The following is a 26,302-nucleotide window of genomic DNA, read 5'->3' as shown; positions in this document are numbered from 1 at the left end:
CTCGACGCGTACCCGGAGCCGAATCGGCCATGCGTCCCGGACGCCGGCCGGACATGCATTGGTAACAGTCTTGACAGATGTTTCGGGCATCGACAGACTTCGCTCAGGAGAGCGCTCTCAGGCCCCTCTCCACGGTGACGGCGCGCCGCGGTGGAGGCCCGTGCACAGACCGACGTCCACCACCGACCACGGAGATCCCCATGCGCAGAGCCCGTCCCCTCGGGCGGCGACTGCTCGTCGCCGCCGTCGCCGCCGTCACACTCGCCGCGTCCCTCGTCCTGCCAGCGCCCGCCGGCCCGGCCACAGCCGCCATCGGCGGGATCACCTGGCAGGACGAGTTCAACGCCCCCGCCGGCACGCCGGTCGACCAGAGCCGGTGGCGGTTCGACATCGGCGGCCACGGCTGGGGCAACAACGAACGGCAGTACTACACCAACAGCACCAGCAACGCCGTGCACGACGGCCAGGGCAACCTCGTCATCACGGCACGCCGCGAGAACCCGGCCAACTACCAGTGCCACTACGGCCGGTGCGAGTACACCTCCGCCCGACTGCTCACCGCCGCCACGTTCACCCAGGCGTACGGCCGCTTCGAGGCCCGCATCAAAGTCCCGCGCGGGCAGGGCATCTGGCCCGCGTTCTGGATGCTCGGCAACGACATGGGCAGCGTCGGCTGGCCGGCCGCCGGCGAGATCGACATCATGGAGAACATCGGCCGGGAGCCGAACACGGTCTACGGCACCATCCACGGCCCGGGGTACTCCGGCGGTGGGGGCATCACCGGCAGCCGCACCATCGGCCAGCCGCTGGCCGACGCCTTCCACACCTACCGGGTGGACTGGGAGCCCAACTCGATCATCTGGTACCTCGACGGCGTCGAGTACCACCGCGTCGACCCGAGCCGGCTCGGGGGTAACCGGTGGGTGTTCGACCACCCGTTCTTCATGATCCTGAACGTGGCGGTCGGCGGAAACTGGCCCGGCTACCCGGACGCCTCGACCCAGTTCCCGCAGCAGATGCTCGTCGACTACGTCCGCGTCTCGGGCTACACCTCGGGCGGCGGCACCACCACGCGCATCCGTGGCCAGCACAGCGGCCGCTGCGTCGACATTCCCGGCGCGAACCCGGTCGAGGGCGCCAAGCTGCAGATCTGGGACTGCAACACCACCGCCGCCCAGGCGTGGACGTTCGCCACCGACGGCACGGTGCGGGCCATGGGCAAGTGCATGGACCCGGCGTGGGCCGGCACGGCGAACGGTACCGAGGTCAACCTGGTCAGCTGCAACGGAAACCCGGCGCAACGGTTCACCCTCAACGGCTCGGGCGACCTCGTCAACCTCAGCTCCAACCGGTGCGTGGACGTCCGGGACTGGGTCAGCGCCAACGGCGGCCGGCTCCAGTTGTGGGACTGCACCGGCGGCGCCAACCAGAAGTGGTCCCGCGCCTGACCGGGACGGTGATCGGGCCCTCCGCGCGGAGGGCCCGATCCGTCGCGCCACCGGGCGGCCGGCAGGTCGTGAAGCGGACAGTTCCTGACCAGCGGTCGCCGCGGGCCGCAACGGCGCGCCGGTGAATGACATCATGTCCCCGAACGGCCACGGTCGCCGTTCAGGGAGGGCGAGCTGCCGCATGGCGCGTTTCGAGGCGACGACGTCCAGCGACGCCGGGCGTGTCACGGTCTGGTTGTCCGGCGAGTGCGACCTCGCCGTCCGCGAGCGGTTGACGTCCGTGCTGCTGGCGGCGGTGGCCGACAGCCCCGTCGTGGTGGTCGACGCGGCCGGCCTGGACTTCCTCGACTCCAGCGGCGTGCACGGCCTGGTCACCGCCCACCACGCGGCACTCGCCGCCGGCGGCCGGCTGTACGTGGTCAACGCCGTCGGCGGTGTCGCGCGCGTCCTGGACCTCACCGGGGTGGGCGAGCTGCTGCGCCAACCGGCGGACGATCACGGTTCGGAGCAGCGGTGACCAGCGGCCGACCGGCGCGCGACGCCGCCCACCACCAGCTCGCGGCACCCTCGCCCCCGGCCGAGTCGATGCCGTACGCCCGACCGGAGGACCTGGCGGCCGTACGCGCGTTCGTCCGCGCCCGGGCGCTCGCCGGCGGCCTCTCCCCCACCCGGGTCGACCTGCTCGGGCTGGCGGTCAGCGAGCTGGCGACGAACACGTTGCAGCACACCGAGGGCGGTGGCCTGGTACGCGTGTGGACGGCGGCCGACGACGTGGTCTGCGACGTCGTGGACCGGGGCGGCCTGCGCAGCGTCGCCGGGGAGATGCCCGCGGCCGACGCCATCCGGGGGCGGGGCCTGGCGATCGTCGCCCGCATCTGCGACGAGGTGACGGTCTCGGCGAGTCCGGAGGGCACCCTGGTACGCGTCCGCTTCCGCCGGTGACGACGGTCAGGGCAGCACGCGGACGGCCAGGGTGCAGGTGTCGTCGTCGGGGCTGGGCCGGTGCAGCACCTCGCGCAGCCGCGGCAGGGTTTGCGGGCCCGGCTCCCGGGACACGGCCGACAGCCCCCTGAGCACCGGGGCGAGCAGGTCCGGATTGTCGCCCACCCGGCGCTCGACAAGCCCGTCGGTGTAGAACAGCAGCAGGTCGTCACCGCGCAACCGGACGGTGGCCACCGGGTAGGCGGCGCCCGCGTCCGCCCCGAGCAGCAGCCCGGCCGGCCGGTCCAGTTCGCTCGTCGCCCCGGCCCGGGACAGCAGCGGAGCCATGTGACCCGCCCGCGCCCAGGACAGCGTACGGCTCGCCGGGGCGTACAGTCCGACCACGGCGGTGCCGGTGACGGCCAGCTGACCGCAGAGCCGGTTCATGTGACCGAGCAGCACCCCGGGGTCGCGGATGCCGATCGACAGCCAGGCCACCAGCGCGTACCGCAGGTGGGCCATGCCGCTGGCCGCGTCCAGGCCGTGCCCCGCGACGTCGCCCACCGCCAGCGCGACCAGCCCGTCCGGCAGGGTCTGCGCGTGGTACCAGTCGCCACCCACCCGGACGGCGCTCTCCGCCGGCAGGTAACCGACGAGCACCTCCAGCCCGGCGAGCGGGAACGGCTCGCGGGGTACGGGTTGGATGAGATTCTGCAACTGTCCGGCGAGGCGATGCTCCGCCAGCGCGGTCATCTCCCGGCTGCGCAACTGGTCGCTGAGCCGCTCGATGGCGGTCTGCGAGTCCACCCGGGCCGTCACGTCCTGCACCACGGCGTAGACCTTCACCGGGGCGCGGTCGGCGTCGCGCGCCACGTCGGACAGGATCCGCAGGTGCTTCACCGTGTCGCCGGTGTGGAACCGGACGGTGACATCCGAGGCCACGCCGCTGTCCATCGTCTGCCAGGCCGCCTCCCGCAGCCCCACGTCCTCGGCGACGACGGCGGCCGCCTGCTCGGCCCGGGACATCGGCCCCAGAGCCGGGTCCCGGTCGAAGATCCGGTACATGCCCGGCGACCATTCGCTGAGGCCGGTCACCAGGTCGTACTCGGCCCAGCCCAGGCTGCCCAGGAGCTCCGTACGCTCCAGCCGGCGCCGGGACTCGTCGAGGCGCTGCCACCACACCAGCAGTCCACCCAGGACCCGGTGCACGCTGACGTCGAACATCGAGTCGGCGACCACACCGGCCTGCCGGCCCTCGTACCGGAAGCCGGGCAGGCGGTCCGGCACGCCGGTGGCCAGAACCTGGAGGTACGCCTTCCACAGCGGTCCGCCGACCATCGTGGGATACAGCTCGCTGAGCAGCGACCCCACCCGGCCGGCGCCCCGGCCGTAGACGTCGCGCGCCTTGTCACTGGTCGCCGCGATCCGGAAGTCGACGACCTGGTCGTCGGGCCCCGCCACCGGCAGCAGCCACGTGCAGCCGGCGGGGATCGCCGCCAGCACCTGCCGGACGGCCGCCACGATCGGCTCGTCCAGCGACGGCGGCGCCACCCCGGTGGGTCCGGTCCGCAGGGCATCGTCTGCCATGCGCGCAGCCTAACCACTCCCCGCGCCGGCCAGCGGGCGCGCCGTTCCGGGGGCGACCGCGACGGGTCAGACGGCGCGCGGAAGCCACCATTCCCACACCGGCGGGAACCGCACGATCCGGTCGTCGTCCGCCCCCGAACGCCGCCGCGCCGTCACCGGGACACCCCGCCCGCAGACGGCGCGGGGGCGTTCGGGGGCGGATCGGTGGTGGACCAGCCCAGGCCGGTGGGTTCGCCGCGTGGCGTGCCCGGCCCTACCGGTCCAGCAGCGCCCGCAGGGCCTTGACGACCTCGGCGGGCGCCTCCTCCGCCATGAAGTGGCCGCAGGTGACGGTGGTGTGCCGCAGGTCGGGCGCCCACGCGCGCCAGCGGGCGGCGGCGTCGAAGCCGAGGGCGGCTCCCCAGTCCTGCTGCAGGACGGTCACCGGCATCCGCAGGCGGGTGCCGGCGGCGCGGTCGGCGACGTCGTGCTCGACGTCGACGCCGGCGGACGCCCGGTAGTCGGCGACGATGGACGGCACCGCCGCCCGGGAGGCCGCCAGGTACGCGTCCCGCACGTCCGCCGGGATGGTGTCCGGGTCACGCGTCCACACGTCCAGGAAGTGACCGAAGAAGGCGTCGGGGCTGGCCCCGATCAGCTGCTCGGGCAGGCCGGGAGGTTGCGCCATCAGGTAGAGGTGGAAGCCGATCGCGGCGGAGGTGCCGCGCATCACCTCCCACATGTCCAGCGTCGGCAGGACGTCCAGCGCGGCGAGGTGGGTGACCACGTCGGGGTGGTCCAGACCGGCGCGGACGGCGACCAGGGCTCCCCGGTCGTGGCCGGCCAGGGCGAAGCGGTCGTGGCCCAGCGCGCGGGCGAGGGCGACCACGTCCGCGGCCATCGTGCGCTTCGAGTAGACCGACCGGTCGGTCGCCGCGGGCTTGTCGCTCTCGCCGTACCCCCGCAGGTCGGGGCAGATCACGGTGTGGTCGGCGGCGAGGTCGGCGGCCACGTGCCGCCACATGAGGTGGGTCTGCGGAAAGCCGTGCAGCAGGACGACGGGGCTGCCGGAGCCGCCGACCGCCGCGTGGAGCGTCATGCCGTCGCCGACCGTGACGCGCTGGTGGTCGAAACCTTCGATCCTCGGCTTCACCGGGGACACCTCTCTGCTCGGGATCGTGTCGGAGGCCGGCGCGGTGCCGGCCGGGATCGACACTGCCCCCGGGGGATGAGCAGCCGATGAGCGTCGGATGAGTGCCGTGACCAGCGCCGGGCGCACCGATCGGCGGCGCATAGGGTGGGTGCCATGACCGGGCTGGCAGGGGCACCGGCGGTGACGTTCCGGGTGCTGGGGCCGCTGGAGGTGGCCGACCGGCGGGGACCCGTACCCCTCAAGGGCCCGCGGCAGCGGGCGGTGCTGGCCCGCCTGCTGGTGGCCCGGGGCCGGGTCGTGCCGGTCGACCGGCTCGTCGGCGACCTGTGGGAGACGCCCGGGGACGGCGCCGTCGCCGCGATCCGCACCTTCGTCGCGGACCTGCGCCGGGCACTCGAGCCCGGGCGCCCGGCACGGCAGCCGGGGCGGCTGCTGGTGACCACGCCGCCCGGGTACCTGCTCCGGGTACCGGCCGACGCCGTGGACGCGTGGCGGTTCGAGGCGGCCGTCACCGGGTCGGGCCGGTCGCTGGCCGAGGGGGACGCGGCGTCGGCGGCGGACCACCTGGCCGAGGCCCTGGCCTGGTGGCGGGGGCCGGCGTACGCGGAGTTCGCCGACACCCCCTGGGCGCGCGGCGAGATCAACCGGCTGGACGAGCTGCGGATGCTGGCGACGGAACGGCGCGGCGAGGCCCTGTTGGCGCTGGGGCGGTCCGCCGAGGCGGCCGTCGAGTTGGAGCAGCACGTCAGCGCCCGCCCGTTACGCGAGGACGCGTGGCGGTTGTGGGCCACCGCGCTGTACCGGTCGGGTCGGCAGGCGGACGCGCTGGCGGCGCTGCGCCGCGCCCGCGAGACCCTGGCGGCGGAGCTGGGCCTGGATCCGAGCCGCCGGCTGCGCCGGTTGGAGACCGACATCCTGACCCAGGCGCCCGGCCTGGACCTCCCCACGCCGGCAGCCGGGACCGGTCGGGTCACCACGACCGTGCCCGCCACCGGCACCCCGGCGGGCGCGCCGGCCGGCGCCGGCCGGCCGGGCGGGCTGGTGGGCCGGGACGCGGAGCAGGCCCGGCTCCGCCAGGCGGCCGAGGACGTCGTCCGCGGGCGCCGGCCGGCGATCGCCCTGCTCTCCGGCGGCCCCGGGGCGGGCAAGACGGCCCTGGCCGAAGCGCTCACCGCGCGGCTGGGACCCGCCGGCTGGGCCACCGCCTGGGGCCGGAACCCGGAGTACGAGGGCGCGCCGGCGGCCTGGCCGTGGACCCAGGTCGCCGAGGCGCTGGCGCCCGAGGTGCCCGACGGGCCCACCGTCGTGTCGCACGCCGACGATCCGGCGCTGGCCCGGTTCCGGCGACACCGCGCCGCCGTGGCGCTCGTGACGGCGGCGGCCGCGCGGAGACCGGTCCTCCTGGTCCTCGACGACCTGCACCGGGCCGACGAGGACACCCTCGACCTGCTGGCCGCGCTGCTGACCGAGCCGGAGCCGGTCACCGGTCCGGTGCTCGTTGTCGGAGTCTTCCGCGCCACCGGGATCGGGCCGGGGCTGACCGCCACGCTGGCCCGGCTCGCCCGGATCGAACCCGTCCGGGTGTACCTCGACGGCCTCGACGAGCCGGCCACCGGGGACCTCGCCCGGGCCGTGACCGGGGCCGACGTCGCCCCGTCCACCGTGCGGCTGCTGCACCGGCGCACCGGCGGCAACCCGTTCTACGTCCGGGAACTGGCGCGGCTGCTCGCCGCCGAAGGAACGGCGGCGCTGGACATCGTCCCGGCCGGTGTCCGCGACGTCGTCCGGCACCGGCTGGCCCAGCTGCCCGAGGCGGCGCGGACGGTGCTGAGGCAGGCCTCCGTCCTCGGCCGGGACCTGGATCCGGAGATCCTCACCGCGCTGGCCGGGGACGAGACGGTGGTCCTGGACGCGGTCGACGCCGCCGTCCGCGCCGACCTGCTGACCGAGCGGGGCACCGAGGGACGGTTGCGGTTCACCCACGTCCTGGTGCGGGACACCCTGTACGGCGACGTGTCCGCGCCGCGGCGTGCCCGTTGGCACACCGCCGCCGGTGAGGCCGTCGAACGCCTGCACCCGGGCGACGTCACCACGCTCGCCCACCACTTCGCCCGGGCCGGCACCCGCGCCACCGCCGCACGCGCCGCCCGGTACGCCGCCGCCGCGGCGGAACGCGCCGAACGGCTGTCGCGCCCGCACCAGGCGACCCGCTGGTGGCAGGAGGCGCTCGCCGCCCAGCAGCGGATCGGCGGCGACGACCCGGGCGCCCGGCTGGCGTCGTTGACGGGACTGGGCCGCACGCTCGCCGTGACCGGACATCTGGCCGAGGCGCGCCGGCACCGCGCCGCCGCCCTCACCGACGCCGAGCGGACCGGCGACCCGGAGCTGACCGCCCGGGTGCTCACCGCCTTCGACGTGCCGGCGATCTGGACCCGCAACGACGACGAGGACCTGTCCCGGCGCGTTGTCGAGGCCATCGGGCCGGCCCTGGCCGCCCTGCCCGCCGACCGGGCCGAACAGCGCAGCCGCCTCCTGAGCACGCTCGCCCTGGAGGTACGGGGCACCACCGGTGACCGGGGACGCCGCGCCGCCGACGAGGCCGAGGCCGTCGCCCGACGCCTGGGGAACCCGTCGCTGCTGGCGTACGCCCTCAACGCCCGCTTCATGCACACGTTCGCCCGGACCGGCCTGGCCCCGCAGCGGGCCGCCGTCGGGGCGGAACTGGTCGACCTGTCGCGCCGCCACGAGCTGGTGACGTTCGAGGTCCTGGGTCATCTCGTCCTGCTCCAGGCGCGGTGCGCGCTGGCCGACCTCGACGCCGCCGACGCCCACGCCGACGCCGCCGACCGGCTCGCTGACCGCTACGACCTGCCGCTGGTCGGCGTGTTCACCCGCTGGTACACCGCGCTGCGGCTCGCCGTCACCGGGGACGTGGCGGCGGCGGAGACCGCGTACCGGGCCGCCGAGCCGGGCCTGCGGTCCGCCGGCATGTCCGGTATGGACGACGGCCTGCTGCCCCTGGCGCTGCTGTCGCTGCGCCTGGCCGGCCCGGTCACCGCCGAGGTGGACCCGCTGCGGGTGCACGCGGACGAGTGGCGGGGGTACGCGTGGGGGCCGCACGAACCGTGGGTCCGCCCGCTGACGCTGCTCGCCGCCGAGCGTCCCGCCGGCGCCGCCGACGCGCTGCGCGCGCTGCCGGAGTCGCCGCACGACCTGCTCCGCGAGGCGCGGCTCTGCCTCGCCGCCCGGGCCGCGCTCATCCTGGACGACCGCGCCGCGATGCGACGGACGTACGCCGACCTGCTCCCCGCCGCCGACGAACTGGCCGGCGCCGGCTGCGGCCTGCTCACCCTCGGCCCGGTCGCCGACCATCTCGCGGCCCTGGCCGCCGCGCTGGGGCGGCCCGACGAGGCCGCCGACCACCGCCGGTCCGCCGCCGCGGTGACGGCCCGGGTGGCCGGTGCCGCTCCCCGCGCGGCGACGGCCGGCTGAGCCGGTTCCGGATCACACCGAGACGCGGCACCGGACCGTTCTCCGAACCGAGCACTGTGGAAGAAGCACGACCGGTGACCGGAAACCTACGGTGGGGACGGCACGTGAGGTCGAGGCAGGCCCGGCGGCGGGTGCCGGTCCGGGACCGGGGAGGAGCCCACGGTGACCCGGTACGTCGAAGAGGTCGATGGCCCGGCGAGGCGGGCGGACCAGCCACCACGCACGCCGGGCCGGACCGGTACCCGGCCGCCCGCCCCCCGCTGGTGGCGACGGCCGTGGGTGGTGCCGCTGGTGGTGCTCAACGCCGCCTTCCTCCTGTTCGTCCTGCCGCCGTACCTGGGCCTCGACCCGAGCCGGTCCCGGGTCGTGCTGAACGAGGACTTCCCGGCCCACTACGCGGTCGTGGTGGCGCACATCTTCTTCGGCACGATCGCACTGGTGACGGTGTGCCTGCAGGTGTGGCCCTGGCTGCGGCAGCGGTACCCGGCCGTGCACCGGACCAGCGGGCGGCTCTACGTGATCGCCGGTGCGGTCCCCTCCGCCCTGCTCGGGCTCGCCCTCATGCCGTTCGCCGCGGTACCGGTCGGGCTGCTCGGCAGTGCGCTGGCGGCCGTGGGGTGGATCGTCACGAGCCTGGTCGGCCTGCACATGGCCCGCCGGCGACGCTTCACGGAACACCGCCGCTGGATGGCGTACAGCATCGCCTTCGCCCTGCAGACGCTGTGGGGACGGATCTTCGTCCTGACGTCCGCGCTGACCGGGGTCACCGTGAACCCGATCGTCCTGGGCGAGGCGGCCGGTTGGCTCAGCTGGCTGGTGAACCTGGCCGTCGCGCACTGGTGGGTGCGTCGCACCGCCCGGCCGCCCCGCCCCGCGTTCAGTTGAGACTTAGGCGAACCGCCAGCGGGTCACGTTGAAGCCGGCCTCCTTGTCCATGCCGATCACCTTCGCCGGAGTCACCTCGTAGACGACGTACGGCGCCGGGCCGATGCCGTCGCCGTCCAGTCCACCGTCGACGACGGTCACCGGCCAGCCGTGCTTTGTCCCGTAGCCGTCGGCCACCCGTTCCAGGGTCTCCTTGTCGGTGACCCGGGACGCGGTGCCCTCGATCGAGAGATCGAGGTCGGGCCCGGCGGCGGTGAGGACGCACTGCGGGTTGGCGGCCAGGTTCCGGACCTTCTGGGCGGACTCGCTGGAGCAGAAGTACATGGCGCCGTCCAGCCACATCCCGAGCAGCGGCACGGCGTGCGGCCGGCCGTCCGGCCGGACGGTGGACAGGTAGAACTCGCCCGCCTCCGCCAGCCGTTCGTGCGCCCGGGACCAGGGCGTCGGCGTGGAGCCCTCGCTGGCGAAGGACGGTTCCGCGACCGGCTCACGGTCGACCATGGGTTCCCCTTTCGTTGACGATGACAGGTGATGGGATCAGCACGCAGAGTAACCCGGCCGTTCGGCCGCCGCATAACGGCGGGCCGCCGGCGCGGGCGCGCCCCGGCGGACCGCGCGGGGCACGCCGGGGCGTCGGTGGAGGGTCCGAGGTCAGCAGGCGATCACCACGTCCGGGGACGCCAGGTAACCCATCATGTTCGGGTCCCACATGACGGACCGGTAGGTGTGCGGGCCGGTTCCCCGGCAGTCGACGTCGAGCCGCGCCGTCGTGTGCGGCTCCATCCACCGCTCCAGCACCGTCCGCCACCCGCCGGGCTCGTAGCGCAGCAGCCAGAAGACCGCGTACGAGCTGCACGTGTTGTGGGCGGTGCTGCGCACGAACCCGCCGAGCGGTGTCTTCGCCGGGGTGCTCGGCGCGGCCGCGCAGGTGGCCGCCCCGGGTGCCTCGGCTGCCGTGGTCGCCGCGTCCACCGCCGGCCCCGCGTACGCCGCGGCGGGCGCGCCACCGAGGGCGAGCGCGGCGGTCAGCGACGCCACCGTCACCACTCTCCGGATGTCCGTCATGACCCTGCTCCTTCGTCCAGCCGGTGCACTCCCCGCGGGCCGGCACGGGTGTCCGCGCGCCCGCCCGCGGGGCGTCACCGGACCAACGGGTACGCGTCGACGATGGTCTGCGTCAGGCGGTTGCCGTGGGAGTCGACGAGCGTCGCGCGCAGCGACACGCTCGCGGCGTTCGACGGGGTGCGGAAGACCGCCCGGTACGCCCGGTCGCCCGCCGGTACCACCAGCGCCGACCGCCAGGTGCGTCCCTGGTCCCCGGAGACCTGGACGGTCAGCCGCCGCACGGTGCCCACCCGCGCCTCGGGCTGGGCGATCAACGTGACCGGCAGGACGGTCACCGGCATCGCCCGGGACCGATTGCGATCGTCGACCGTCGGCGCGTACCGGACCACCCAGATGGGCAGCCACTCGGTGCCCGCACCGGATCCCTCCGACCGGAAGGTCCAGGTCGCGTCGATCCTGGTGGAGAGCCCGGAGATGGACGGCCGGGTGGTCCGCTTCTCCACCCGGAAGGCCGCCGGCCCCGGCGCCACGGTCGCCGTCACGTCGACCGCGGCCGACTCGCCGACGAGCCGGTCGCCGCGGTAGAGGCGGGTGGACGCCGAGTCGGTGAGCGAACCGCCACGGTGGCCGTCCTGGTCAGAGAAGATCGGGACGCCGAACCACATCCGGTCACCCTGCCGGCCCGCGTGGCCGGCGAAGTCGAGGAGCGGCCCGAAGGCGGCCGCGTTCCAGCGGTCGGAGTGCACCCGGCCGGCCTGGTAGGTCTGGTAGCCCTGGCCGAGCGCGGTCACCTCCGCCGGCAGCCCGTTCCCGTCGGGGCGGTTCTCCCCGAACGCGGCACTCCACTCCACCGGGCTCGCGTCGAGGCGGTGTGTCACCCGGGCCGGCAGGTCGTACGGCAGCAGCGAGCCGACCGTGCCGGTGACGCCCGGGGCGATCGAGAACAACGACTTGGTCGCCTGCCGCCCCGGCACCTGCTGGTTGAGCCGGGAGTTCACGGTCGCCAGGCCCGCGTCCGACACCGTCCGTCGGAAACCGGTGAAGAAGCTGCCCCGCCGGGTGTTCAGCAGGCCGTAGGTGAACGGGCTGTTCCGGAAGTCGCCGCGGGCGCCGGGGACCGCCCAGGTCGAGGAGAGGTAGGAGGTCAGTTCCTCGGGGGCGACCTCGGGGCCGAGGTGCCCGGCGTGCAGCCCGGCGAAGTCGTCGGCGATCAGCGAGAGCCGGAACCCGGCGCCGTCGGCCGCCGGCCGGTCGAATCCGAGTTCGACCAGCACCGGGCGGGCCTCGGCCCGTGGCACGGTGGTGGTCACCGGCGCCGCCCGGCGGGCGTCGACGGTCACGGTGGCGTCCCGGTCCAGGGTGAGCCGGGGCTGCACCAGGCGGTACCAGGGGGCGTCCGGCCGTCCGAAGTCGACCACGTCGCCCACGAGGACGTAGTCGCCCTTCGGCAGCCGTGCCGTGGCGGTGTCCCCGGTCCCGTGCAGGACGGCCCGGATCTCCCCGGCCCGATCGAACACGGTGGTCTCGGCCCGGGTCGTCGGCCGCCCGGCGGCGTCGAGGTGCGCGACGGTGAGCTGATGGGTCTCCGTGTCCTGCGCCGGGGAGGCGGGCCTCCGGCCGGTGACGCCGGCGGGCGACGTGGCCGGGTCGGCCTGGGGTGCGTCCAGCGAGATGCGCCGGGCGGCGCCCGAGGTGATCGCGTGCCACGCCCGGCCCGCGTCGGACTTCGCCAGCACGGCGGCGGTGGCGCCGGACGCGTCCGGACGGCGGACCGCCCGCACGCCGGGCAGGTCGGCGCCGTCGCCGGCCACGACCAGCGGCAGGTCGGCGCGGCGGGCGTCGTGGTAACCCGCCCGGACCAGGCCCGTCACGTCGAACAGCCGGCGGTCCAGCAGCCCGCCGGTCACCAGCGGGCGGGCGTCCTCCGGTACGACGTACCGGTGCTCGCCGGTGCCGTAGCTGCTGAAGCGGATGCCGTCCCGCCCGGGCGCCCGGGTGACGGTGACCCGCGTTCCGTCGGCGGAGGTGCGGACCCGGTCGCCGGTGATCAGGGTGACCTCGTGCGTCGGTTGTACGTGGCCGGGCGCGGTGGCCGGCGCCGCCGGGCCGGGCGGCGGAGCGGCGGGGCGCGCGCCGGCCGGTGCCGGCTGCCCGCCGAGCAGCAGGGCGACGGCCGACCCGACGGCGACCAGCCGCCCCGCCAGCGTGATCCCCGTTCGCCGGGCCGGGGCCGGTTGCGGTGTGCCACGCACGTGTCTGCCCTCCGATGTGGGTCGCACGGTCCTTCGGATCTGGCGGTGTCCGGTGGTCCGCCCCGGACACTGAGGATCCTGGTCGCTCCGCGCGGGGGGCCGCATCTCCCGACGTGCGCTCTCCGACCGGCGGTATGAGCCAATCGATATTGATTAAATTCTATTGAAGTTCGTTACGTTGACGCTGCCTGCCGGACCGGCCGGTGCCGGGGCCGTGGGGAGCGGCCCCGGACCGGCTCAACCCCGAAAGGCACCGGGGCCCGCCGCCGCGCCCCTGACCCCGAGGGCGCGACCGGCGGGGCACGGCCACACCGTCCCGCCCGCGGCGTCACCCCCACGCCGCGGCCGCTCCCGAGGAGGCCATGAATGAGACGAAGCCTCGCCGCCGTGGCAGCAGCCGTCCTGCTGCCCGCCGGCGCCATCGCCGTCGCGGTGCCGTCCGCCGCCACGGCGTCGCCCGCCACCACCACGAGCACCGCCGCACCGGCCGAGGCGGCGTCGTCGGAGATGCTCGCCGCGATGCAGCGCGACCTCGGCCTGACCGCCGACGCGGCCCGCACCCGCATCGCCCGCGACGAGAAGGGCAGCCGCACGGACGCCAGCCTGCGCCGGTCGCTCGGTTCCGCGTACGCCGGCGGCTGGCTGACCCCCGACGGCCTCGTCGTCGCCGTCACCGGCGCGGCGGCGGCCGACCGGGTGAAGGCCGCCGGAGCGCGGGCGACGATCGTCGGCCGCAGCGGGGTCCAACTCGACCGGGTCAAGTCGACGCTGGACCGCCACGCCGCGAAGGCGCCCGCCGAGTCGGTCCCCGGCTGGTACGTCGACGTCACCACCAACACCGTCGTGGTGCTCGCCCGCGGCGACACCCGGGCCGCCACGGCGTTCGTGCGGGCGAGCCGGGTCGACGCCGCCGCGATCCGGGTCGTCCGCACCACCGAGGCCCCGCGGACGTTCTACGACGTCCGCGGCGGCGACGCGTACTACATGGGCGGCGGACGCTGCTCGGTCGGCTTCTCGGTGACCGGCGGGTTCGTCACCGCCGGGCACTGCGGCACCACCGGCACCGCCACCCAGGGCTACAACCAGGTGTCCCAGGGCACCTTCCGCGGGTCGTCGTTCCCCGGCAACGACTACGCGTGGGTGCAGACCAACTCGAACTGGACCCCGCAGCCCTGGGTGAACAACTACTCCGGCGGCAACGTCACGGTGGCCGGCTCCACCGAGGCCGCGGTCGGCGCGGCGATCTGCCGCTCCGGTTCGACCACCGGCTGGCGCTGCGGCTCGGTCCAGGCCAAGAACCAGACCGTCAACTACCCGCAGGGTACGGTCACCGGCCTGACCCGCACCAACGCCTGCGCCGAGCCGGGCGACTCCGGCGGGTCGTGGCTGTCCGGGCAGCAGGCGCAGGGCGTCACCTCCGGCGGCTCCGGCAACTGCAGCTCCGGCGGGACCACCTACTTCCAGCCGCTCAACGAGATCCTTTCGGTGTACGGCCTGACGCTGCGCACCAGCGGTGGCGGCGAGCCGCCGCCGCCGACCGGCTGCACCGGCTACGAGGCCACCTACACCGGCAGCATCTCCTCGGGGCAGAGCCGCTACCAGCCGAACGGCAGCTACTACTACTCGTCCGTCTCCGGCACCCACCGCGGTTGCCTCGACGGGCCGACCGGGGTCGACTTCGACCTCTACCTGCAGAAGTGGAACGGGTCGACGTGGGTCGACGTGGCCGGCTCGTACAGCCCCGGACCGGACGAGACGATCAGCTACAACGGCACCGCGGGCTACTACCGCTTCGAGGTGCACGCGTACAGCGGTTCCGGCAGCTACACGCTGGGCATCACCAACCCCTGACCGGCACTCCGCCGCCGGCCCGTCCGGACGGCGACGCCGGTGACGGCGGGGCGTGGATCCTCCGATCCGCGCCCCGCCGCTCTGCCGGTCGGCGGTTGCCGCTCGCCGAGCGCTCGCCGTTCCGGTTCGGGGCGGCCCGTTTGCCGACGTCGCCGCCGGGAACTCAGCGGGCCCGTCCGAGAGGAAGGCCGCACGGTGAACGACAACGAGTTCCTCGCCCTGGTGGCGACCCGGTCCGGGATGTCGTCGGAGCAGGCCACCGCCGTCACACGGGCCACCCTGACCACGCTGGCCGAACGGATCGACGGCGGCGAGGCACGTGACCTGGCCAGCCAGCTCCCCGCCGGGCTGCGGGCGTACGCCTTCGGCGGCAGCGAGACCGGCGAGCGGTTCGGGCTCGACGTGTTCGTCGAACGGGTCAGTGGCCGCGCCGACGTCGACGTCGACCGCGCCCGGGACGGGGTGACGGCCGTCTTCGACGTCCTCCGGGACGCCCTCGGTCCCACCGGGTACGAGCAGGTGGTCACCCAGTTGCCCGCGGAGTACGGCGACGTCGCCGACCAGACCGCGCCGTACGCCCGGCGGCAGGCCTGACCGGGGGCCGGGATGACGACCGATCGGGAGGACATCGACCCGGTGCCCACGGCCACGGCGGCGGACGCCCAGGAGCAACGGCAGGACGAGACGGAGGTGGGCCCCGCCGACGCGGTGACGGACGCCGTGCCGGAGGCGTCCGAGGCGGACCTGGCCGAGCAGGGCGCGCTGCCGCCGCCCAGCGCCGGGGCCGGCCTGGCCGACGCCGCCGGAGGCGATGTCACCCCGGCGGACGCCCAGGAACAGAACCTGGAGATCCCGACGCCCGACGAGGACCGCCGGGACTGACCGCCCGGGTACGGCGCCGTTCACCGCCGTGCGCCGCTCCTTCTCGGTGCGCGCGCCGCCCGCGCCGGTCGCCGTTCCCGGCCGCACCGGCACGCCGTGGTGCCGGCACGCCGCGCCCGGACATTCAGACTCCGGTGCAGGCGGCCTCACCCACCCGGCACGCCTCCGGCCCGGCCGGTTGGGTGCCGCGGACGTCGAAGGTGAAGGTCACGGACCCTCCCGCCGGTACCGGAGGACCCGAGAAGGTGGCCTCCGCCCCCTCCTGCCGCCAGGTGGCACCGTCGGCGTCGACGACGGCGGCGTCGCGGGCCAGGGTCACCACCACGGTCCAGGCGGCGGAAGTGGCGCCGGGGTTGGTCACCTCCACCTCGCCCGTCCATCCGAGGATCCGCTTCGAGCTTGTCTCGTAGCGGGCGGTCAGCCGGACCGCCGGGGACGCGCTGACCGACGGGCTCGGTGTCGCGCTCTTCGTGGGTGTGGCCCGGGGCCGGGCGGCCCGACTGGTCGCGCCGGTGGTGGGGCGCGACGGCGCGGACACCGCCGACGGCCGTGCGTCCGACGGCCCGGCGCTGAGTGTGGGTGCGGGATCGGCGAGGGCGCCGGCCGGTCGCGGGTCGGCCGGTGCGAGCGCCCACAGCGCCACCCCGGCAACGAGCGTGCCGGCGGCCGCGACGGCGATCGTCGCCCACCGGCGGCGTGACCGCGCGGCCACCACCGGGCCGGCCGGGGCTCCGCCCGGAACCTGCGGGCCGCCGACCGCGTCGCCGGCCCGCAGGTCCACCTCCCGGAAGGCCAGCCAGTCGAGGATGGCGGGCAGGCGGACGCCCAGGGCCTGCTGGTAGCACCGCTCGCGGTCGGTGCGCAGGGTGGTCGACCAGGCGCCGTACTCGAGGACCTCGCGCACCGTCAACCGGCAGCCGGCGCTGGTAGGGGTGACGGTGCAGGTGACCTCGCTCCGCCGACCGGCCTCGTGCCACCGCATCGCCAGGCGCCGCGGCGGCTGGCGGTCCAGCACGGTCACGTCGACGGCGGCCTCGAAGCCCGGCAGGTTGCCGGTGCTGAGCCGGGGGCCCGCCAGCGCTCCGGACGGGACCTCGACGTCGGCGAACCAGCGGCCGACCACCTCCGCGTCGGCCAGCGCCTGCCAGACCCGCGTGGGCGGGTGGAACAGCTCGCCGTCGACCTCGATCTCGATCACCGTCGGAATGTACGCCCCGGCGGCGGCCGGCGGTTCCGAGGGCGGACCGCGGGCGGCGTCGTTCCGCCCGTCCACCCGGGACCTGGCATCCGGACCTTTCGGAATTAACGCCGTGTGACGTGTCCTTCCTGGAGCGTGACGGGTTGTATCACGTGTGACGACATCAACGGTCATCGAAGACCGGCGACCGGCGGAGGCCGCCCGATGGCGGACCACCTGGGCGCGCCTGGAGGACGACCGGCGGCGGCAGGCGTACGACGAAGCGACCTCGGCCTGGCAACGACATCACGACCACCTGGTACGGCTGCGGGCCGAGGCGGCCGACTTCCACGGCTGCCGACCCCCGGCCGCCGGCCTGCCGGTGGAGTTCGAGGACGGCGAGGTCGTCCACCGGGTCGTGCCGGCGGCGCAGCTGGTCGAGGTCTCGGCACGGCACTCCCCCGGCCTCCCGGTCCCCGGGCTGACGACCGGCGTCCGCCCCGGGGCGTTCGGGCGGAGGACCCCACGTGGCCTGCGGGTCCTCGACGCCGGCGCGGTCGTGGTGACCGATCGACGGGTGACGTTCTCGGGCCGGCACGGCGACCGCGAGTGGCGGTTCACCGCCGTCTCCGGGCTCGCGCACCACCCTGACGCCCCGCTGTCCCTGCTGCACACGGTCGACGGCCGTCGCCTCGCCGGTCTCCTGGCTCCGCCGGTGTCGGTGCTGAACGCCCGCTTCTATCTCACCCTCGCGTTCGCCGGCGCCACCGGGCGGCGCAGCGCGGTCGCCGCCGAGGTCGACGACCTCCTCGCCGCCCACGAGGCGGCCCGGCCGACGGCACCACCGCCCGCGCGACCGGCGGACGCGCCGCTGACCGCCCTGCGGCCGGACCGCCGGGCGGGCAACGTGCTCGCCATGGCGGTGACCGTCGTCGCGTTGGGCGCCGGCGCCTTCGGCTCCGCGCCGACCGGCGAGCCGTACCGTGCGGAGGCCGGCGCCGCCGGACCGCCCGCCGCCGAACCGTCCCTCGGTGAGCCGCCCGCCGCCGCCGAACCGTCCCGCCCCGCCGATCCGGTGACCCCGACGACCGGCCCGTCGCCGAGCACCGCTCCCGCCGCGACGCCGGTCGTCCACTCCGGACGGGGATCCGCGCCCGCCGCGTCGGGGACGCCGAGGGCTCCGCAGACCGCCGCACATCCGACGACCGGGAGCCACGGGCCGGGGCCGGCTCCCACCGTCCGCCCGACCACCGGTCCGGCTCCCACCGCCCCGGCACCGACCACGGCACCCCCGCCGGGTACGGCACCGTCGCCGACCACCGCTCCACAGCCGGACGCTCCCCAGTTGATCACCGTGTGCCTGGGCCCGATCGCACTTCCGTTGGTGGACCCGCTCCTCTGCCCGCAGGCGCCGGCCTGACCGACCGGCGTTCCTCTTCCTTCGCAGCGGCGGGCACCGGAACCCACGACGCCGGGGCCGCGGAGTCGGATCAGCGACAGTTCGCCGTCCACACCGTCCGGAGCCCCGGTCAGATGACCGCTGAGCTGGTCTTTCGCACCATCCGCGTGGCTATAGTCGAGGTGTCGCCCAGCGTCGGTCGGCGGACAGGTTCGACGCCCGGTGGAGGTGCGGCGTGGAAGCGTTCTTCGGCAGATACGGCAAGGCAATCGCCGCGATCGCGTTCGCGGCCCTCACCGCCCTGTACGCGACATCCTCCGGCGACGGCGTCGTCGACCCGGACGAGTGGATCGCGATCGCGATCGCCGCCGCCAGCGCGGTCGGCGTGTACGTCGTACCGCTGGCGCCGCAGTACCGGTGGACGAAGACGGCCGTCGCCGCGCTGCTGGCCGGCCTTCAGGTTCTCGCCACGGTGATCCTGGGCGGCGTGGACGCCAACGAGTGGCTGCTGATCGCCATCGCGATCGGGCAGGCGTTGGGCGTCGCCGCCGCACCGGCGACGTCGGACAACGGCGTCACCAGCCGCGTTCGGCCGGCTCCGCCCGCGGCACCCGGCCCGGTGACGGGCACCTGACCCGCGGCCCCGTTCGGGACGGGGAGTCCACCGGGAACGACCTCGGCGCGATACATCATTGTCAATCTATTGACACATGTTGTTAACGGCTGGACGCTGGGAGAGCGCTCTCTCAGCCCGTTCCGCCACCCCGAGGAGTTGCCGTGGGCATCCGAAGAAGACTCCTGGCCGCACTCTCCGCTCTGGTCGCCGCCGTTCCGGTGACCGCCGCCGCGTCCCCCGCCCTGGCGGTCGGCCCCGCGCTGCTGCCGGTCACCGTCACCAACAGCACCGGCCGCGGCGAGGCCGTCCACCTCTACGTGATCGGCACCCAGCTCGCCACCGGACGCCTGGGCTACGTCAACCAGGCCGGCACCTTCGCCCCCTGGTCCGGCGGGCAGGTTCCGCCGGCGCCGGCGCCGGACGCCTCGATCCCGGGACCCGGCACCGGGGGCACCACCACCATCCGCTTTCCGCGCGGCTTCTCCGGCCGCGTCTACTTCTCCTTCGGCGAGAAGCTCAGGTTCTTCCTGACCCCCGACGGTCTCGTGCAGCCCGCGCCGTGGGCGCCCGGGGACGCCAACCGCGACATTCTCTTCGACTGGAGCGAGTTCACCTACAACGACGCCGGGCTGTGGCTCAACAGCTCGCAGGTGGACATGTTCGCCGTGCCCCACGCGGTCACCGTCACCGGTGCCGACGGCGTCACCAGGCGCACCGGCGACGTGGTGGCCAACGGCCGCACCGCCATCATCGACGGCATCCGGTCCCAGCCGGGCTGGGCGAACACCATTCACACCCGCTCCGACGGAGCGGTGCTGCGCGTGCTGGCTCCCGGTAAGGCGGCCGGAGCCGGCCTGTTCAGCACCACCTACCTGGACCCGTACATCGCGTCGGCCTGGAACGCGTACACCACCAGGACGCTGACCGTCGTGCCGTTCGCGAACCAGCCGCACATCCGCTACTTCGGGCGGACCTCCGGCACCGTCATGACCTTCACCAACGGCTCCGGCCAGGTGGTCGCCGCCTTCAACCGGCCCTCGTCGGCCAGCGTGTGGGGCTGCGACGGCGACCTGCCCGCGCCGAACGACCAGGTGGTCGGCCCCATCTCCCGTACGCTGTGCGCCGCGCTGAACCGGGGCACCCTCGGCACCATCGACACGCAGCCCAGCACCAACCCGGCCGAGTTCTACCGCAACAACCCGACCAACCACTACGCCCGCGTCATCCACGCCAACATGGTCGACGGCAAGGCGTACGCCTTCGCCTTCGACGACGTGGGCGCGTTCGAGTCGCTGGTCCACGACGGCGACCCCCGCTCCGCCGGCCTGATCCTCAGCCCGTTCGGCGCGGGCGGGCCGGGCGGCCCCGGCAGCGGGGTCCCGCTGGTGAGCAACTGGAACAACAAGTGCATCGACGTGCCCAGCTCCAACTTCAGCGACCGGGTGCCGCTGCAGACATGGGGCTGCAACGGCACCGACGCGCAGAAGTGGACGTTCACCGGCAGCGCCGTGCAGAGCCGGAACAACAAATGCATGGACGTCGACGGCGGCGCGACCGGCAACGGCGCGGTCATCCAGCTCTACACCTGCAACGGCACCGGCGCGCAGCAGTTCACGCTGACCGCCGGCGGCGACCTGGTCAACCTGCGCGCCAACCGGTGCGTCGACATCAAGGACTGGAACGGCGCCGACGGCGCCCGACTCCAGCTCTGGGACTGCGCCGGCACCGCCAACCAGAAGTGGCGCAAGGGTTGAGCCCGCACGGGCAGGCAGAACGAGTGGGAGCTCTCCCAGGGACACCACCGGGTCGCGGCGCCAACCAGGTGCGGCGCGTGCCGGCTGACGCCCGCGCCCGCCCCCGTCCGCGGCACGGACGGGGGCCGGCCACGGACGCCGCAACTATCCGGCCCCGATGGGCTTTCCCGCTCCGGTACCGGGTAATCGGTGCCACCCCGCCGCCGCGGTCAGGACGCCGCCGCCGGGGCGGGCGCAGGGATCCCACCCGGGACCGCGGGAAGGAGCGGGTCATGGAGTACGAGCAGTTGATCGCCACCGTACGACGTCGCGCCGGGCTGAGCGACGAGGAGGCCGAGCGGTCCGTGCGGGCCGTCCTGTCGACGCTCGGCGAGCGGCTCGCCGGCCGCGAGGCCGACCACCTCGCGGCCCAGCTACCCGACCGACTCGACCAGTTCGTCACCCGCAACCCGCAGGGACGACGGTGGGACGTCGGCGAGTTCCTGCGGATCGTCGGCCGACGGGAGCAGTGCGCGGACGCCGACCTGGTACGCCAGCACGCCCAGGCCGTCCTGGTCACCGTCGCCGAGGCGCTCGACGACGACGAACGCGCCAGCCTGCTCGCCCAGCTTCCCGGCGGCATCATCGACCTCTTCGGTGTCCCCGCGCCGCGCGGCTGACCATCACCGGCGCAGCGGCACGTGCCGATACACTTGCCCCAGCCGGATTCGGGGCGGGTGCATGGCTGGTCGTTCGTACCGCATTCTCCGGCGAGTCATGGCCGGCGTGTGCCTGGTCTCGGTGGCGGCGCTGCCCGCCGGATCGTCGGTCGCCGGCCCGGCCGGCGCCACCTCGGTGCGGGTGCTCCAGATGAACCTGTGCAACAGCGGCATGGCCGGCTGCTACACGGGCCGGTCGGTGGCCGAGGCCAGCCGCGTGATCCGGGTCGAGAAGCCCGGTCTGGTCGCTCTCAACGAGGTCTGTGCGGACGACGTGGCCGCGCTCGAGCGGACGATGGCGGGCGTCCACGCCGGCGGTACCGTCGTCGCGGCCTTCCGGGCCGCCCGCAACCGCCGGACCGGTGGCCCGTACCGGTGCCTGAACGGCGAGGAGTACGGCGTCGGGCTGCTGGCGCACATCCCGGCGCCGTACCGTGGCCACACCGTGCACAGCGGGATCTACCCCATGCAGGACGCGGCGGACCCCGAGGAGCGGGCCTGGCTCTGCGTCGACGCCACCAGCGCCCTCTCCGCCTGCACCACCCACCTGGCGTACACCAGCCCGGTCCTGGCGCTCGCCCAGTGCGCCTACCTGCTCGGCACGGCCATCCCGCTCGTGCGCCTCCGCGACCCCCGCCAGCCCGCCGTCGTGTCCGGCGACCTCAACCTGCGGCACGGCGGCTCGCCCGACGTACGGTCCTGCGTCCCGTCGGACTACCTGCACAGCCACGACGGCGCGGTGCAGCAGCTCATGGCGACCGGCGGTCTGGCCGTCCACTCCAGTCGGTCGGTCGGCATGGGCGGGACCACCGACCATCCGAGCTTCCTGGTCACCCTCACGGTCGGTCGTGGGCGGAGCCGGGCCCACTGACAGGTCAGCCCAGCGGTGGCTGCGGGGTGACACCGCGCGTCGCGTAGTAGCAACCGGTCGTGGGCAGGCTGGTCGCGGCCGGCGGGGTGACGCCGTCGTAGATCGCGAGAAGGAAGGCCTGCGGGCACCGCCGGGTGCTGCCGGTGCGGATGCCGAAGTGCAGGTGCGGTCCGGTGGAGTTGCCGGTGTTGCCGGTCAGGCCGATCTGCTGTCCGGGTGAGACGGACGCGCCGCTGCCGACCGACCAGGACGAGAAGTGGCAGTAGGTGTAGACCGCCCCGTCGACGCCGGTGAGGTTGACGCCCCGGCCGCAGGAGCTGTCGTCGATGATGGTCACGGTTCCGGCCCGTACGGCGTAGGCGGGTGTCCCGGTGCCGACCGGCAGGTCGATCGCCGGGTAGTCGTGGTGCGGGTCGTCGTACTCGCTGCGCGGCAGTGCGCTCTTCGGCACGGGCAGGGAGAACGCGGGGCTGCCGGTGGTGGAGGTGACGCGGACGGCGTCCGCGACGACGTAGCCGGTGCCGCCGGTCCAGCGGCTGACCCCGACCACGTCGCGGTCGCCGGCGGCCAGGGTGAAGGTGCCGAGGGCGACCCAGCGTCCACCGCTGGCCCGCTGGTCGACGGTCACGCTCTGGTTGCCGCTGCTCGTCGCCACGACGAACGGGGTGGCGTTGTTGTATCCGGGGTCCGCCGGGTACCACACCTCGACCAGGTGCGGGCCGGTCGCGGCGACGGCCGCACGGAACCAGGCGACGTCGCTCGCTCCGGTGTACGGGGTGGCGAACCGATAGTCCGCCCCGTACCTCTGGCTCGACCAGGAGGACGTACCCCAGTTGGCGCTGGCGGTGAAGCGGCCGGCGGTCGCGTTGTCCACGGTGACCGTCGCGGCGGACGCGGACCCGGCCGGGGCGAGCAGGACGAGCGGGACCGCGGCGAGCGCCGTGACCAGGGAACGCAGGGTTGCGGTGAGTCTCATGACGATCCTCCGCGAGGTCGAGGACGCAGGGTACGGCGGGCGCCGGACCGCTCTGGCGACCATCAGGTGCAGGCACGATACATCTCGACACACGTCGATGTCGATAGTTGCCCGCGCGCCTCAGCGTCGCGAAGGTTTTCGCCGCGCTCCGACGCCGGGTCAGCGCTCGGCGGCGAGGGCGAGGACGTCCCGCGCCACGGGCAGCGCCGCCTCCCGGTGTGCCGGGACGAGTCCGATGCGGGTGCGCCGGTCGAGCAGGTCGTCGACGGTGAGGGCGAGCTCGTGCCGGGCCGCCCAGAGCAGTTCGGCGCCGGTGACCGGGATGTCGGGACCGATCGGCCGGCGGAGGTGGGCCGGCGCCTCGGCCAGCACGCCGACCGCTTCGGTGCCGTACCGCTGGACGAGCCGGCGCGGCGCGGGAACCCGGGCCAGCTGGGCCCGGCTGGCGGCGCCGGGCAATGGGAGGCGGCGGGTCCGGCAGGAGCCGGCGGTCAGGCCCCGGCGGCGGACGGCGGTGTCCACCGCGTCCTGCGCCATCCGGCGGTAGGTGGTGAGCTTCCCGCCGACGACGCTGATGATCCCGTCCGGGTCGTCGATGACGGCGTGCCGCCGGGACAGGTCGGCGGTCCGGGCGTCGGCATCGGCGAGCAGCGGCCGCACCCCGGCGTACGCACCGAGGACGTCGTCGGGTCGCAGGGGCTGGTCGAGGACGCTGTTGAGCACGTCGAGCAGGAAGGCGATGTCGGCGTCGGTGGGTTGCGGCACGTCGGGGACGGGCCCGTCCACCGGTTCGTCCGTCAGCCCGGCGTAGACCAGACCGTCGGTCTGGGGCAGGGCGAAGACGTAGCGGGTGAACTCGCCGGGCACCGGGATGGTCAGCCCGGCCCAGAGCCCGCCCAGCCGGGCGGCGGACAGGACGATGTGGGCGCCCCGGGACGGGCGCAGGCGGACGTGCGGGGTCAGGTCGCTCGCCCACACACCGGTCGCGTTGACCACGGCGCGCGCGGCCACGTGCAGGCGGGAACCGGTGCGGGTGTCCTCGATGGTGGCGCCGTCGCGGTGCAGCTCGACGGCCCGGCAGCGGGACAGCACCCGGGCGGATCGCGCGGCGGCCGCGCGGGCCAGGCCGACCACGAGCCGGGCGTCGTCGCAGAGCTGACCGTCCCAGGACAGGTGCGCCCCGCGGAGCCCGGCCGGACGCAGCGCGGGCGCCATCGCGGTCGCCTCGGCCGGCCCGAGCCGGCGGGCCCGGGGCAGGGTCCGGCGGGAGGTGCCGGCACAGGCGCGGAGCAGGTCGCCGGCACGCAGGCCGGCCGCCGCCGCGCGATCCTGCCACCCGGTGGTGTACCGGGTGGCCGGCAGCAGCATCGGCAGCGGCCGGGTCAGGTGCGGGGCGGTGCGGGTCAGCAGGACGTGCCGCTCGGTGGCGCTCTCGTACGCGACGCCGACCTGGCCGTGGGCGAGGTAGCGCAGGCCGCCGTGGACGAGCTTGGAGCTCCAGCGGGACGTGCCGTGGGCCAGGTCCTCGGCGTCGACGGCCACCACGGACAGGCCGCGGCTCGCCGCGTCGAGCGCCACCCCGGCGCCGGTGACGCCGAGCCCGACGACGAGGACGTCGACCGGGGTGCCGCCGGCCAGCTCCGCCAGCTCCCGCTCACGGCGTACGCCGGTCAGCGATGCGTCCACGACCCCTCCTTGCGATTGAGTGACGTTTGATGTCACTCTGTCACACATGGATGTGCGAGGGGAAGCGTCGTCCGCCGGCTGGGCCCGATGGGGCACGGCGACGAACGCGAAGGTGCTGCCGGACTCCGCCGCGAAGCTGCTGGCGCAGGTGCTCGACCTGACGCCTCCGCCGCCGCCGGTGCCGCTGGCGGCGGCGGTGCCGGAGTGCGAACTGGACGCCGCGGTCCTCGACGCCCTGCGGCAGGTGGTCGGCGACGGGCACGTCCTCACCGCCGCCGAGGCGCGGGCACGGCACGCGTCCGGCATGTCGACGCCCGACCTGCTGCGGGACCGGCGCGGCCAGGTGCGACCGGCCCCGCAGGCCGTGGTCCGGCCGGCCGACCACGCCGAGGTGGTGTCCCTTCTCGACGTCTGTTCCCGGCACCAGGTGGCGGTGGTGCCCTTCGGCGGCGGCACCTCGGTCGTGGGCGGGTTGACGCCCACCGCGCCCCGGCACGTGACCGTCGACCTGGGCCGGCTGGACGCGCTGGTCGCCGTCGACCCGGTGTCGCGGACGGCGGTCCTGCAGGCCGGGGTGCGCGCCCCGCGCGCCGCGGACCTCCTCGCCGAGCACGGGTTCACCCTCGGCCACGTCCCGCAGTCCTACGAGTACGCCACCATCGGCGGCTTCGCCGCCACCCGGTCGTCCGGGCAGGCGTCGGCCGGCTACGGCCGCTTCGACGACATGGTGACGGCGCTGACCGTCGCCACCCCCCGCGGCACCGTCCGGGTGGGCCGCGCGCCCGCCTCGGCCGCCGGTCCCGACCTGCGGCAGCTCTTCCTGGGCAGCGAGGGGACGCTCGGCATCATCACCGACGTGACGCTGCGGGTGCGCCCCCTGCCGGCGCGGTCGCACTACGAGGGCTGGCGGTTCGAGTCGTTCGCCGCCGGCCTGCACGCCGTGCGGCGGCTGGCGCAGGACGGGCCGCGGCCCACGGTGCTGCGGCTGTCCGACGAGGTCGAGACGATGATCGGGGCCACCGGCTCCGGCCGCTCGGAGGGGGGCTGCCTGCTGGTCGCCGGGTACGAGGGCGAGGACGTCCAGCCCACCGTCGAGGCGGCCGCCGGTGTCCTGGCCGCACACGGGGGCACGCCGCTGGGCCCGGAGGCGGGGCGGCAGTGGAAACGGCACCGCTTCGACGCCCCGTACCTGCGGGACGCACTGCTGGACGCGGGGGCGTTCGCGGAGACCCTGGAGACCGCCGCGTACTGGTCGGCGGTGCCGGCGGTGCACGACCGGGTCCGGCAGGCCATCCTCGACGCGCTGCCGGACGGGGCCCTGGTGCTGGCCCACATCTCCCACGTCTACGAGACCGGCGCGTCGCTCTACTTCACCGTGATCTGCTCCCCCGGCCCCGACCCGATCGGCCGCTGGCACACCGCGAAGGCGGCGGCCAGTGACGCGATCGCCGCCGCCGGCGCCACGATCACCCACCACCACGGCGTCGGCGCGGACCACCGACCCTGGTACGCCGCCGAGATCGGCGACGTCGCGGTGGACCTGCTCCGGGCGGTCAAGGGGCACCTGGACCCGGCCGGCATCCTCAACCCCGGCATCCTGGTGCCGTGAG

The 26,302-nt window shown here is 75.0% G+C and carries 22 protein-coding genes; 14 read left to right on the top strand and 8 right to left on the bottom strand.

Going from position 1 to position 26,302, the window contains the following annotated elements:
• The first annotated feature begins 200 nt into the window (after window positions 1–200).
• The 3 genes from ACN26Y_RS19610 (at window position 201) to ACN26Y_RS19600 (ending at window position 2,390) form a co-directional block, all read left to right on the top strand.
• On the top strand, window positions 201–1,448 hold the full coding sequence (locus tag ACN26Y_RS19610) for a family 16 glycosylhydrolase (protein WP_422733228.1): 1,248 nt from the start codon (window positions 201–203) through the stop codon (window positions 1,446–1,448).
• Between the two features lie 181 nt (window positions 1,449–1,629).
• Entirely contained in the window at window positions 1,630–1,965 is a 336-nt protein-coding gene (locus ACN26Y_RS19605; RefSeq protein ID WP_155331679.1) for an STAS domain-containing protein, read from the top strand.
• A complete protein-coding gene (locus ACN26Y_RS19600) occupies window positions 1,962–2,390 on the top strand; it encodes an ATP-binding protein (protein WP_230688652.1) in 429 nt (142 codons plus the stop codon). The genes ACN26Y_RS19605 and ACN26Y_RS19600 overlap by 4 nt, the downstream gene beginning before the upstream one ends.
• Window positions 2,391–2,396: 6 nt before the next feature.
• Here the strand turns inward: ACN26Y_RS19600 and ACN26Y_RS19595 are convergent, their stop codons facing one another.
• Together ACN26Y_RS19595 and ACN26Y_RS19590 are read right to left on the bottom strand one after the other, a co-directional pair.
• Window positions 2,397–3,956, bottom strand: coding sequence for a PP2C family protein-serine/threonine phosphatase (locus tag ACN26Y_RS19595; RefSeq protein ID WP_422733227.1), 1,560 nt, complete (start codon window positions 3,954–3,956; stop codon window positions 2,397–2,399).
• Between the two features lie 253 nt (window positions 3,957–4,209).
• Complete coding sequence (locus ACN26Y_RS19590; RefSeq protein ID WP_422734952.1) at window positions 4,210–5,034, bottom strand: alpha/beta fold hydrolase; 825 nt, start codon at window positions 5,032–5,034, stop codon at window positions 4,210–4,212.
• 207 nt (window positions 5,035–5,241) lie between these two features.
• Here ACN26Y_RS19590 and ACN26Y_RS19585 point away from each other — a divergent pair, with 207 nt between their 5' ends.
• Both ACN26Y_RS19585 and ACN26Y_RS19580 read left to right on the top strand, forming a co-directional pair.
• Entirely contained in the window at window positions 5,242–8,580 is a 3,339-nt protein-coding gene (locus ACN26Y_RS19585; protein WP_422733226.1) for a BTAD domain-containing putative transcriptional regulator, read from the top strand.
• A 162-nt stretch (window positions 8,581–8,742) separates the two neighbouring features.
• Entirely contained in the window at window positions 8,743–9,465 is a 723-nt protein-coding gene (locus tag ACN26Y_RS19580) for a DUF2306 domain-containing protein (protein WP_422733225.1), read from the top strand.
• Window positions 9,466–9,468: 3 nt separating this feature from the next.
• Here the strand turns inward: ACN26Y_RS19580 and ACN26Y_RS19575 are convergent, their stop codons facing one another.
• The 3 genes from ACN26Y_RS19575 to ACN26Y_RS19565 form a co-directional block, all read right to left on the bottom strand.
• Complete coding sequence (locus ACN26Y_RS19575) at window positions 9,469–9,966, bottom strand: pyridoxamine 5'-phosphate oxidase family protein (RefSeq protein WP_155331676.1); 498 nt, start codon at window positions 9,964–9,966, stop codon at window positions 9,469–9,471.
• Between the two features lie 150 nt (window positions 9,967–10,116).
• A complete protein-coding gene (locus tag ACN26Y_RS19570; protein ID WP_155331675.1) occupies window positions 10,117–10,530 on the bottom strand; it encodes a hypothetical protein in 414 nt (137 codons plus the stop codon).
• A 74-nt stretch (window positions 10,531–10,604) separates the two neighbouring features.
• The gene (locus ACN26Y_RS19565) at window positions 10,605–12,782 is read right to left on the bottom strand and encodes a hypothetical protein (RefSeq protein WP_422733224.1); all 2,178 of its coding nucleotides are present in this window, start codon (window positions 12,780–12,782) and stop codon (window positions 10,605–10,607) included.
• A 366-nt stretch (window positions 12,783–13,148) separates the two neighbouring features.
• On the opposite strand from ACN26Y_RS19565, the gene ACN26Y_RS19560 reads away from it, so the two are divergent.
• From ACN26Y_RS19560 to ACN26Y_RS19550, 3 genes are all read left to right on the top strand, one after another.
• Window positions 13,149–14,633, top strand: coding sequence for a S1 family peptidase (locus ACN26Y_RS19560; protein ID WP_422733223.1), 1,485 nt, complete (start codon window positions 13,149–13,151; stop codon window positions 14,631–14,633).
• A 195-nt stretch (window positions 14,634–14,828) separates the two neighbouring features.
• Window positions 14,829–15,227, top strand: coding sequence for a DUF2267 domain-containing protein (locus ACN26Y_RS19555; RefSeq protein WP_155331673.1), 399 nt, complete (start codon window positions 14,829–14,831; stop codon window positions 15,225–15,227).
• A 12-nt stretch (window positions 15,228–15,239) separates the two neighbouring features.
• Window positions 15,240–15,515, top strand: a complete 276-nt coding sequence (locus ACN26Y_RS19550; RefSeq protein WP_155331672.1) for a hypothetical protein — start codon at window positions 15,240–15,242, stop codon at window positions 15,513–15,515.
• Between the two features lie 124 nt (window positions 15,516–15,639).
• Here the strand turns inward: ACN26Y_RS19550 and ACN26Y_RS19545 are convergent, their stop codons facing one another.
• Entirely contained in the window at window positions 15,640–16,713 is a 1,074-nt protein-coding gene (locus ACN26Y_RS19545; protein ID WP_422733222.1) for an SRPBCC domain-containing protein, read from the bottom strand.
• 154 nt (window positions 16,714–16,867) lie between these two features.
• On the opposite strand from ACN26Y_RS19545, the gene ACN26Y_RS19540 reads away from it, so the two are divergent.
• From ACN26Y_RS19540 to ACN26Y_RS19520, 5 genes are all read left to right on the top strand, one after another.
• Window positions 16,868–18,112, top strand: a complete 1,245-nt coding sequence (locus tag ACN26Y_RS19540) for a hypothetical protein (protein ID WP_422733221.1) — start codon at window positions 16,868–16,870, stop codon at window positions 18,110–18,112.
• 214 nt (window positions 18,113–18,326) lie between these two features.
• A complete protein-coding gene (locus ACN26Y_RS19535; RefSeq protein ID WP_155331669.1) occupies window positions 18,327–18,725 on the top strand; it encodes a hypothetical protein in 399 nt (132 codons plus the stop codon).
• Between the two features lie 143 nt (window positions 18,726–18,868).
• The gene (locus tag ACN26Y_RS19530) at window positions 18,869–20,461 is read left to right on the top strand and encodes a beta-1,3-glucanase family protein (protein WP_422733220.1); all 1,593 of its coding nucleotides are present in this window, start codon (window positions 18,869–18,871) and stop codon (window positions 20,459–20,461) included.
• Window positions 20,462–20,733: 272 nt separating this feature from the next.
• Window positions 20,734–21,120 carry a DUF2267 domain-containing protein gene (locus ACN26Y_RS19525; protein WP_155331667.1) on the top strand — a complete coding sequence of 129 codons (387 nt, stop codon included), beginning with the start codon at window positions 20,734–20,736 and terminating at the stop codon, window positions 21,118–21,120.
• Window positions 21,121–21,217: 97 nt separating this feature from the next.
• Window positions 21,218–22,030 carry an endonuclease/exonuclease/phosphatase family protein gene (locus tag ACN26Y_RS19520; RefSeq protein ID WP_366600426.1) on the top strand — a complete coding sequence of 271 codons (813 nt, stop codon included), beginning with the start codon at window positions 21,218–21,220 and terminating at the stop codon, window positions 22,028–22,030.
• 4 nt (window positions 22,031–22,034) lie between these two features.
• Here ACN26Y_RS19520 and ACN26Y_RS19515 read toward each other — a convergent pair whose 3' ends face one another.
• Window positions 22,035–23,006, bottom strand: a complete 972-nt coding sequence (locus tag ACN26Y_RS19515; RefSeq protein WP_422733219.1) for a peptidoglycan DD-metalloendopeptidase family protein — start codon at window positions 23,004–23,006, stop codon at window positions 22,035–22,037.
• Window positions 23,007–23,165: 159 nt separating this feature from the next.
• A complete protein-coding gene (locus ACN26Y_RS19510) occupies window positions 23,166–24,692 on the bottom strand; it encodes a glycerol-3-phosphate dehydrogenase/oxidase (RefSeq protein ID WP_422733218.1) in 1,527 nt (508 codons plus the stop codon).
• 46 nt (window positions 24,693–24,738) lie between these two features.
• On the opposite strand from ACN26Y_RS19510, the gene ACN26Y_RS19505 reads away from it, so the two are divergent.
• Entirely contained in the window at window positions 24,739–26,301 is a 1,563-nt protein-coding gene (locus ACN26Y_RS19505) for an FAD-binding oxidoreductase (RefSeq protein WP_422733217.1), read from the top strand.
• The last annotated feature ends 1 nt before the right edge of the window (window position 26,302 follow it).

Origin of the sequence: Micromonospora sp. WMMD558, from assembly GCF_049315255.1 — a bacterium.
In the GTDB taxonomy this organism is placed as follows: Bacteria; Actinomycetota; Actinomycetes; order Mycobacteriales; family Micromonosporaceae; genus Micromonospora.
This window is presented reverse-complemented; position numbering and strand designations above follow the sequence as displayed.

Coding starts and splice junctions, on each gene's coding strand:
- ACN26Y_RS19610 (WP_422733228.1), top strand. CDS start 201: ATGCGCAGAGCCCGTCCCCTCGGGCGGCGACTGCTCGTCGCCGCCGTC.
- ACN26Y_RS19605 (WP_155331679.1), top strand. CDS start 1,630: ATGGCGCGTTTCGAGGCGACGACGTCCAGCGACGCCGGGCGTGTCACG.
- ACN26Y_RS19595 (WP_422733227.1), bottom strand. CDS start 3,956: ATGGCAGACGATGCCCTGCGGACCGGACCCACCGGGGTGGCGCCGCCG.
- ACN26Y_RS19590 (WP_422734952.1), bottom strand. CDS start 5,034: ATGACGCTCCACGCGGCGGTCGGCGGCTCCGGCAGCCCCGTCGTCCTG.
- ACN26Y_RS19585 (WP_422733226.1), top strand. CDS start 5,242: ATGACCGGGCTGGCAGGGGCACCGGCGGTGACGTTCCGGGTGCTGGGG.
- ACN26Y_RS19575 (WP_155331676.1), bottom strand. CDS start 9,966: ATGGTCGACCGTGAGCCGGTCGCGGAACCGTCCTTCGCCAGCGAGGGC.
- ACN26Y_RS19570 (WP_155331675.1), bottom strand. CDS start 10,530: ATGACGGACATCCGGAGAGTGGTGACGGTGGCGTCGCTGACCGCCGCG.
- ACN26Y_RS19560 (WP_422733223.1), top strand. CDS start 13,149: ATGAGACGAAGCCTCGCCGCCGTGGCAGCAGCCGTCCTGCTGCCCGCC.
- ACN26Y_RS19550 (WP_155331672.1), top strand. CDS start 15,240: ATGACGACCGATCGGGAGGACATCGACCCGGTGCCCACGGCCACGGCG.
- ACN26Y_RS19525 (WP_155331667.1), top strand. CDS start 20,734: ATGGAGTACGAGCAGTTGATCGCCACCGTACGACGTCGCGCCGGGCTG.
- ACN26Y_RS19520 (WP_366600426.1), top strand. CDS start 21,218: ATGGCCGGCGTGTGCCTGGTCTCGGTGGCGGCGCTGCCCGCCGGATCG.
- ACN26Y_RS19515 (WP_422733219.1), bottom strand. CDS start 23,006: ATGAGACTCACCGCAACCCTGCGTTCCCTGGTCACGGCGCTCGCCGCG.
- ACN26Y_RS19505 (WP_422733217.1), top strand. CDS start 24,739: ATGGATGTGCGAGGGGAAGCGTCGTCCGCCGGCTGGGCCCGATGGGGC.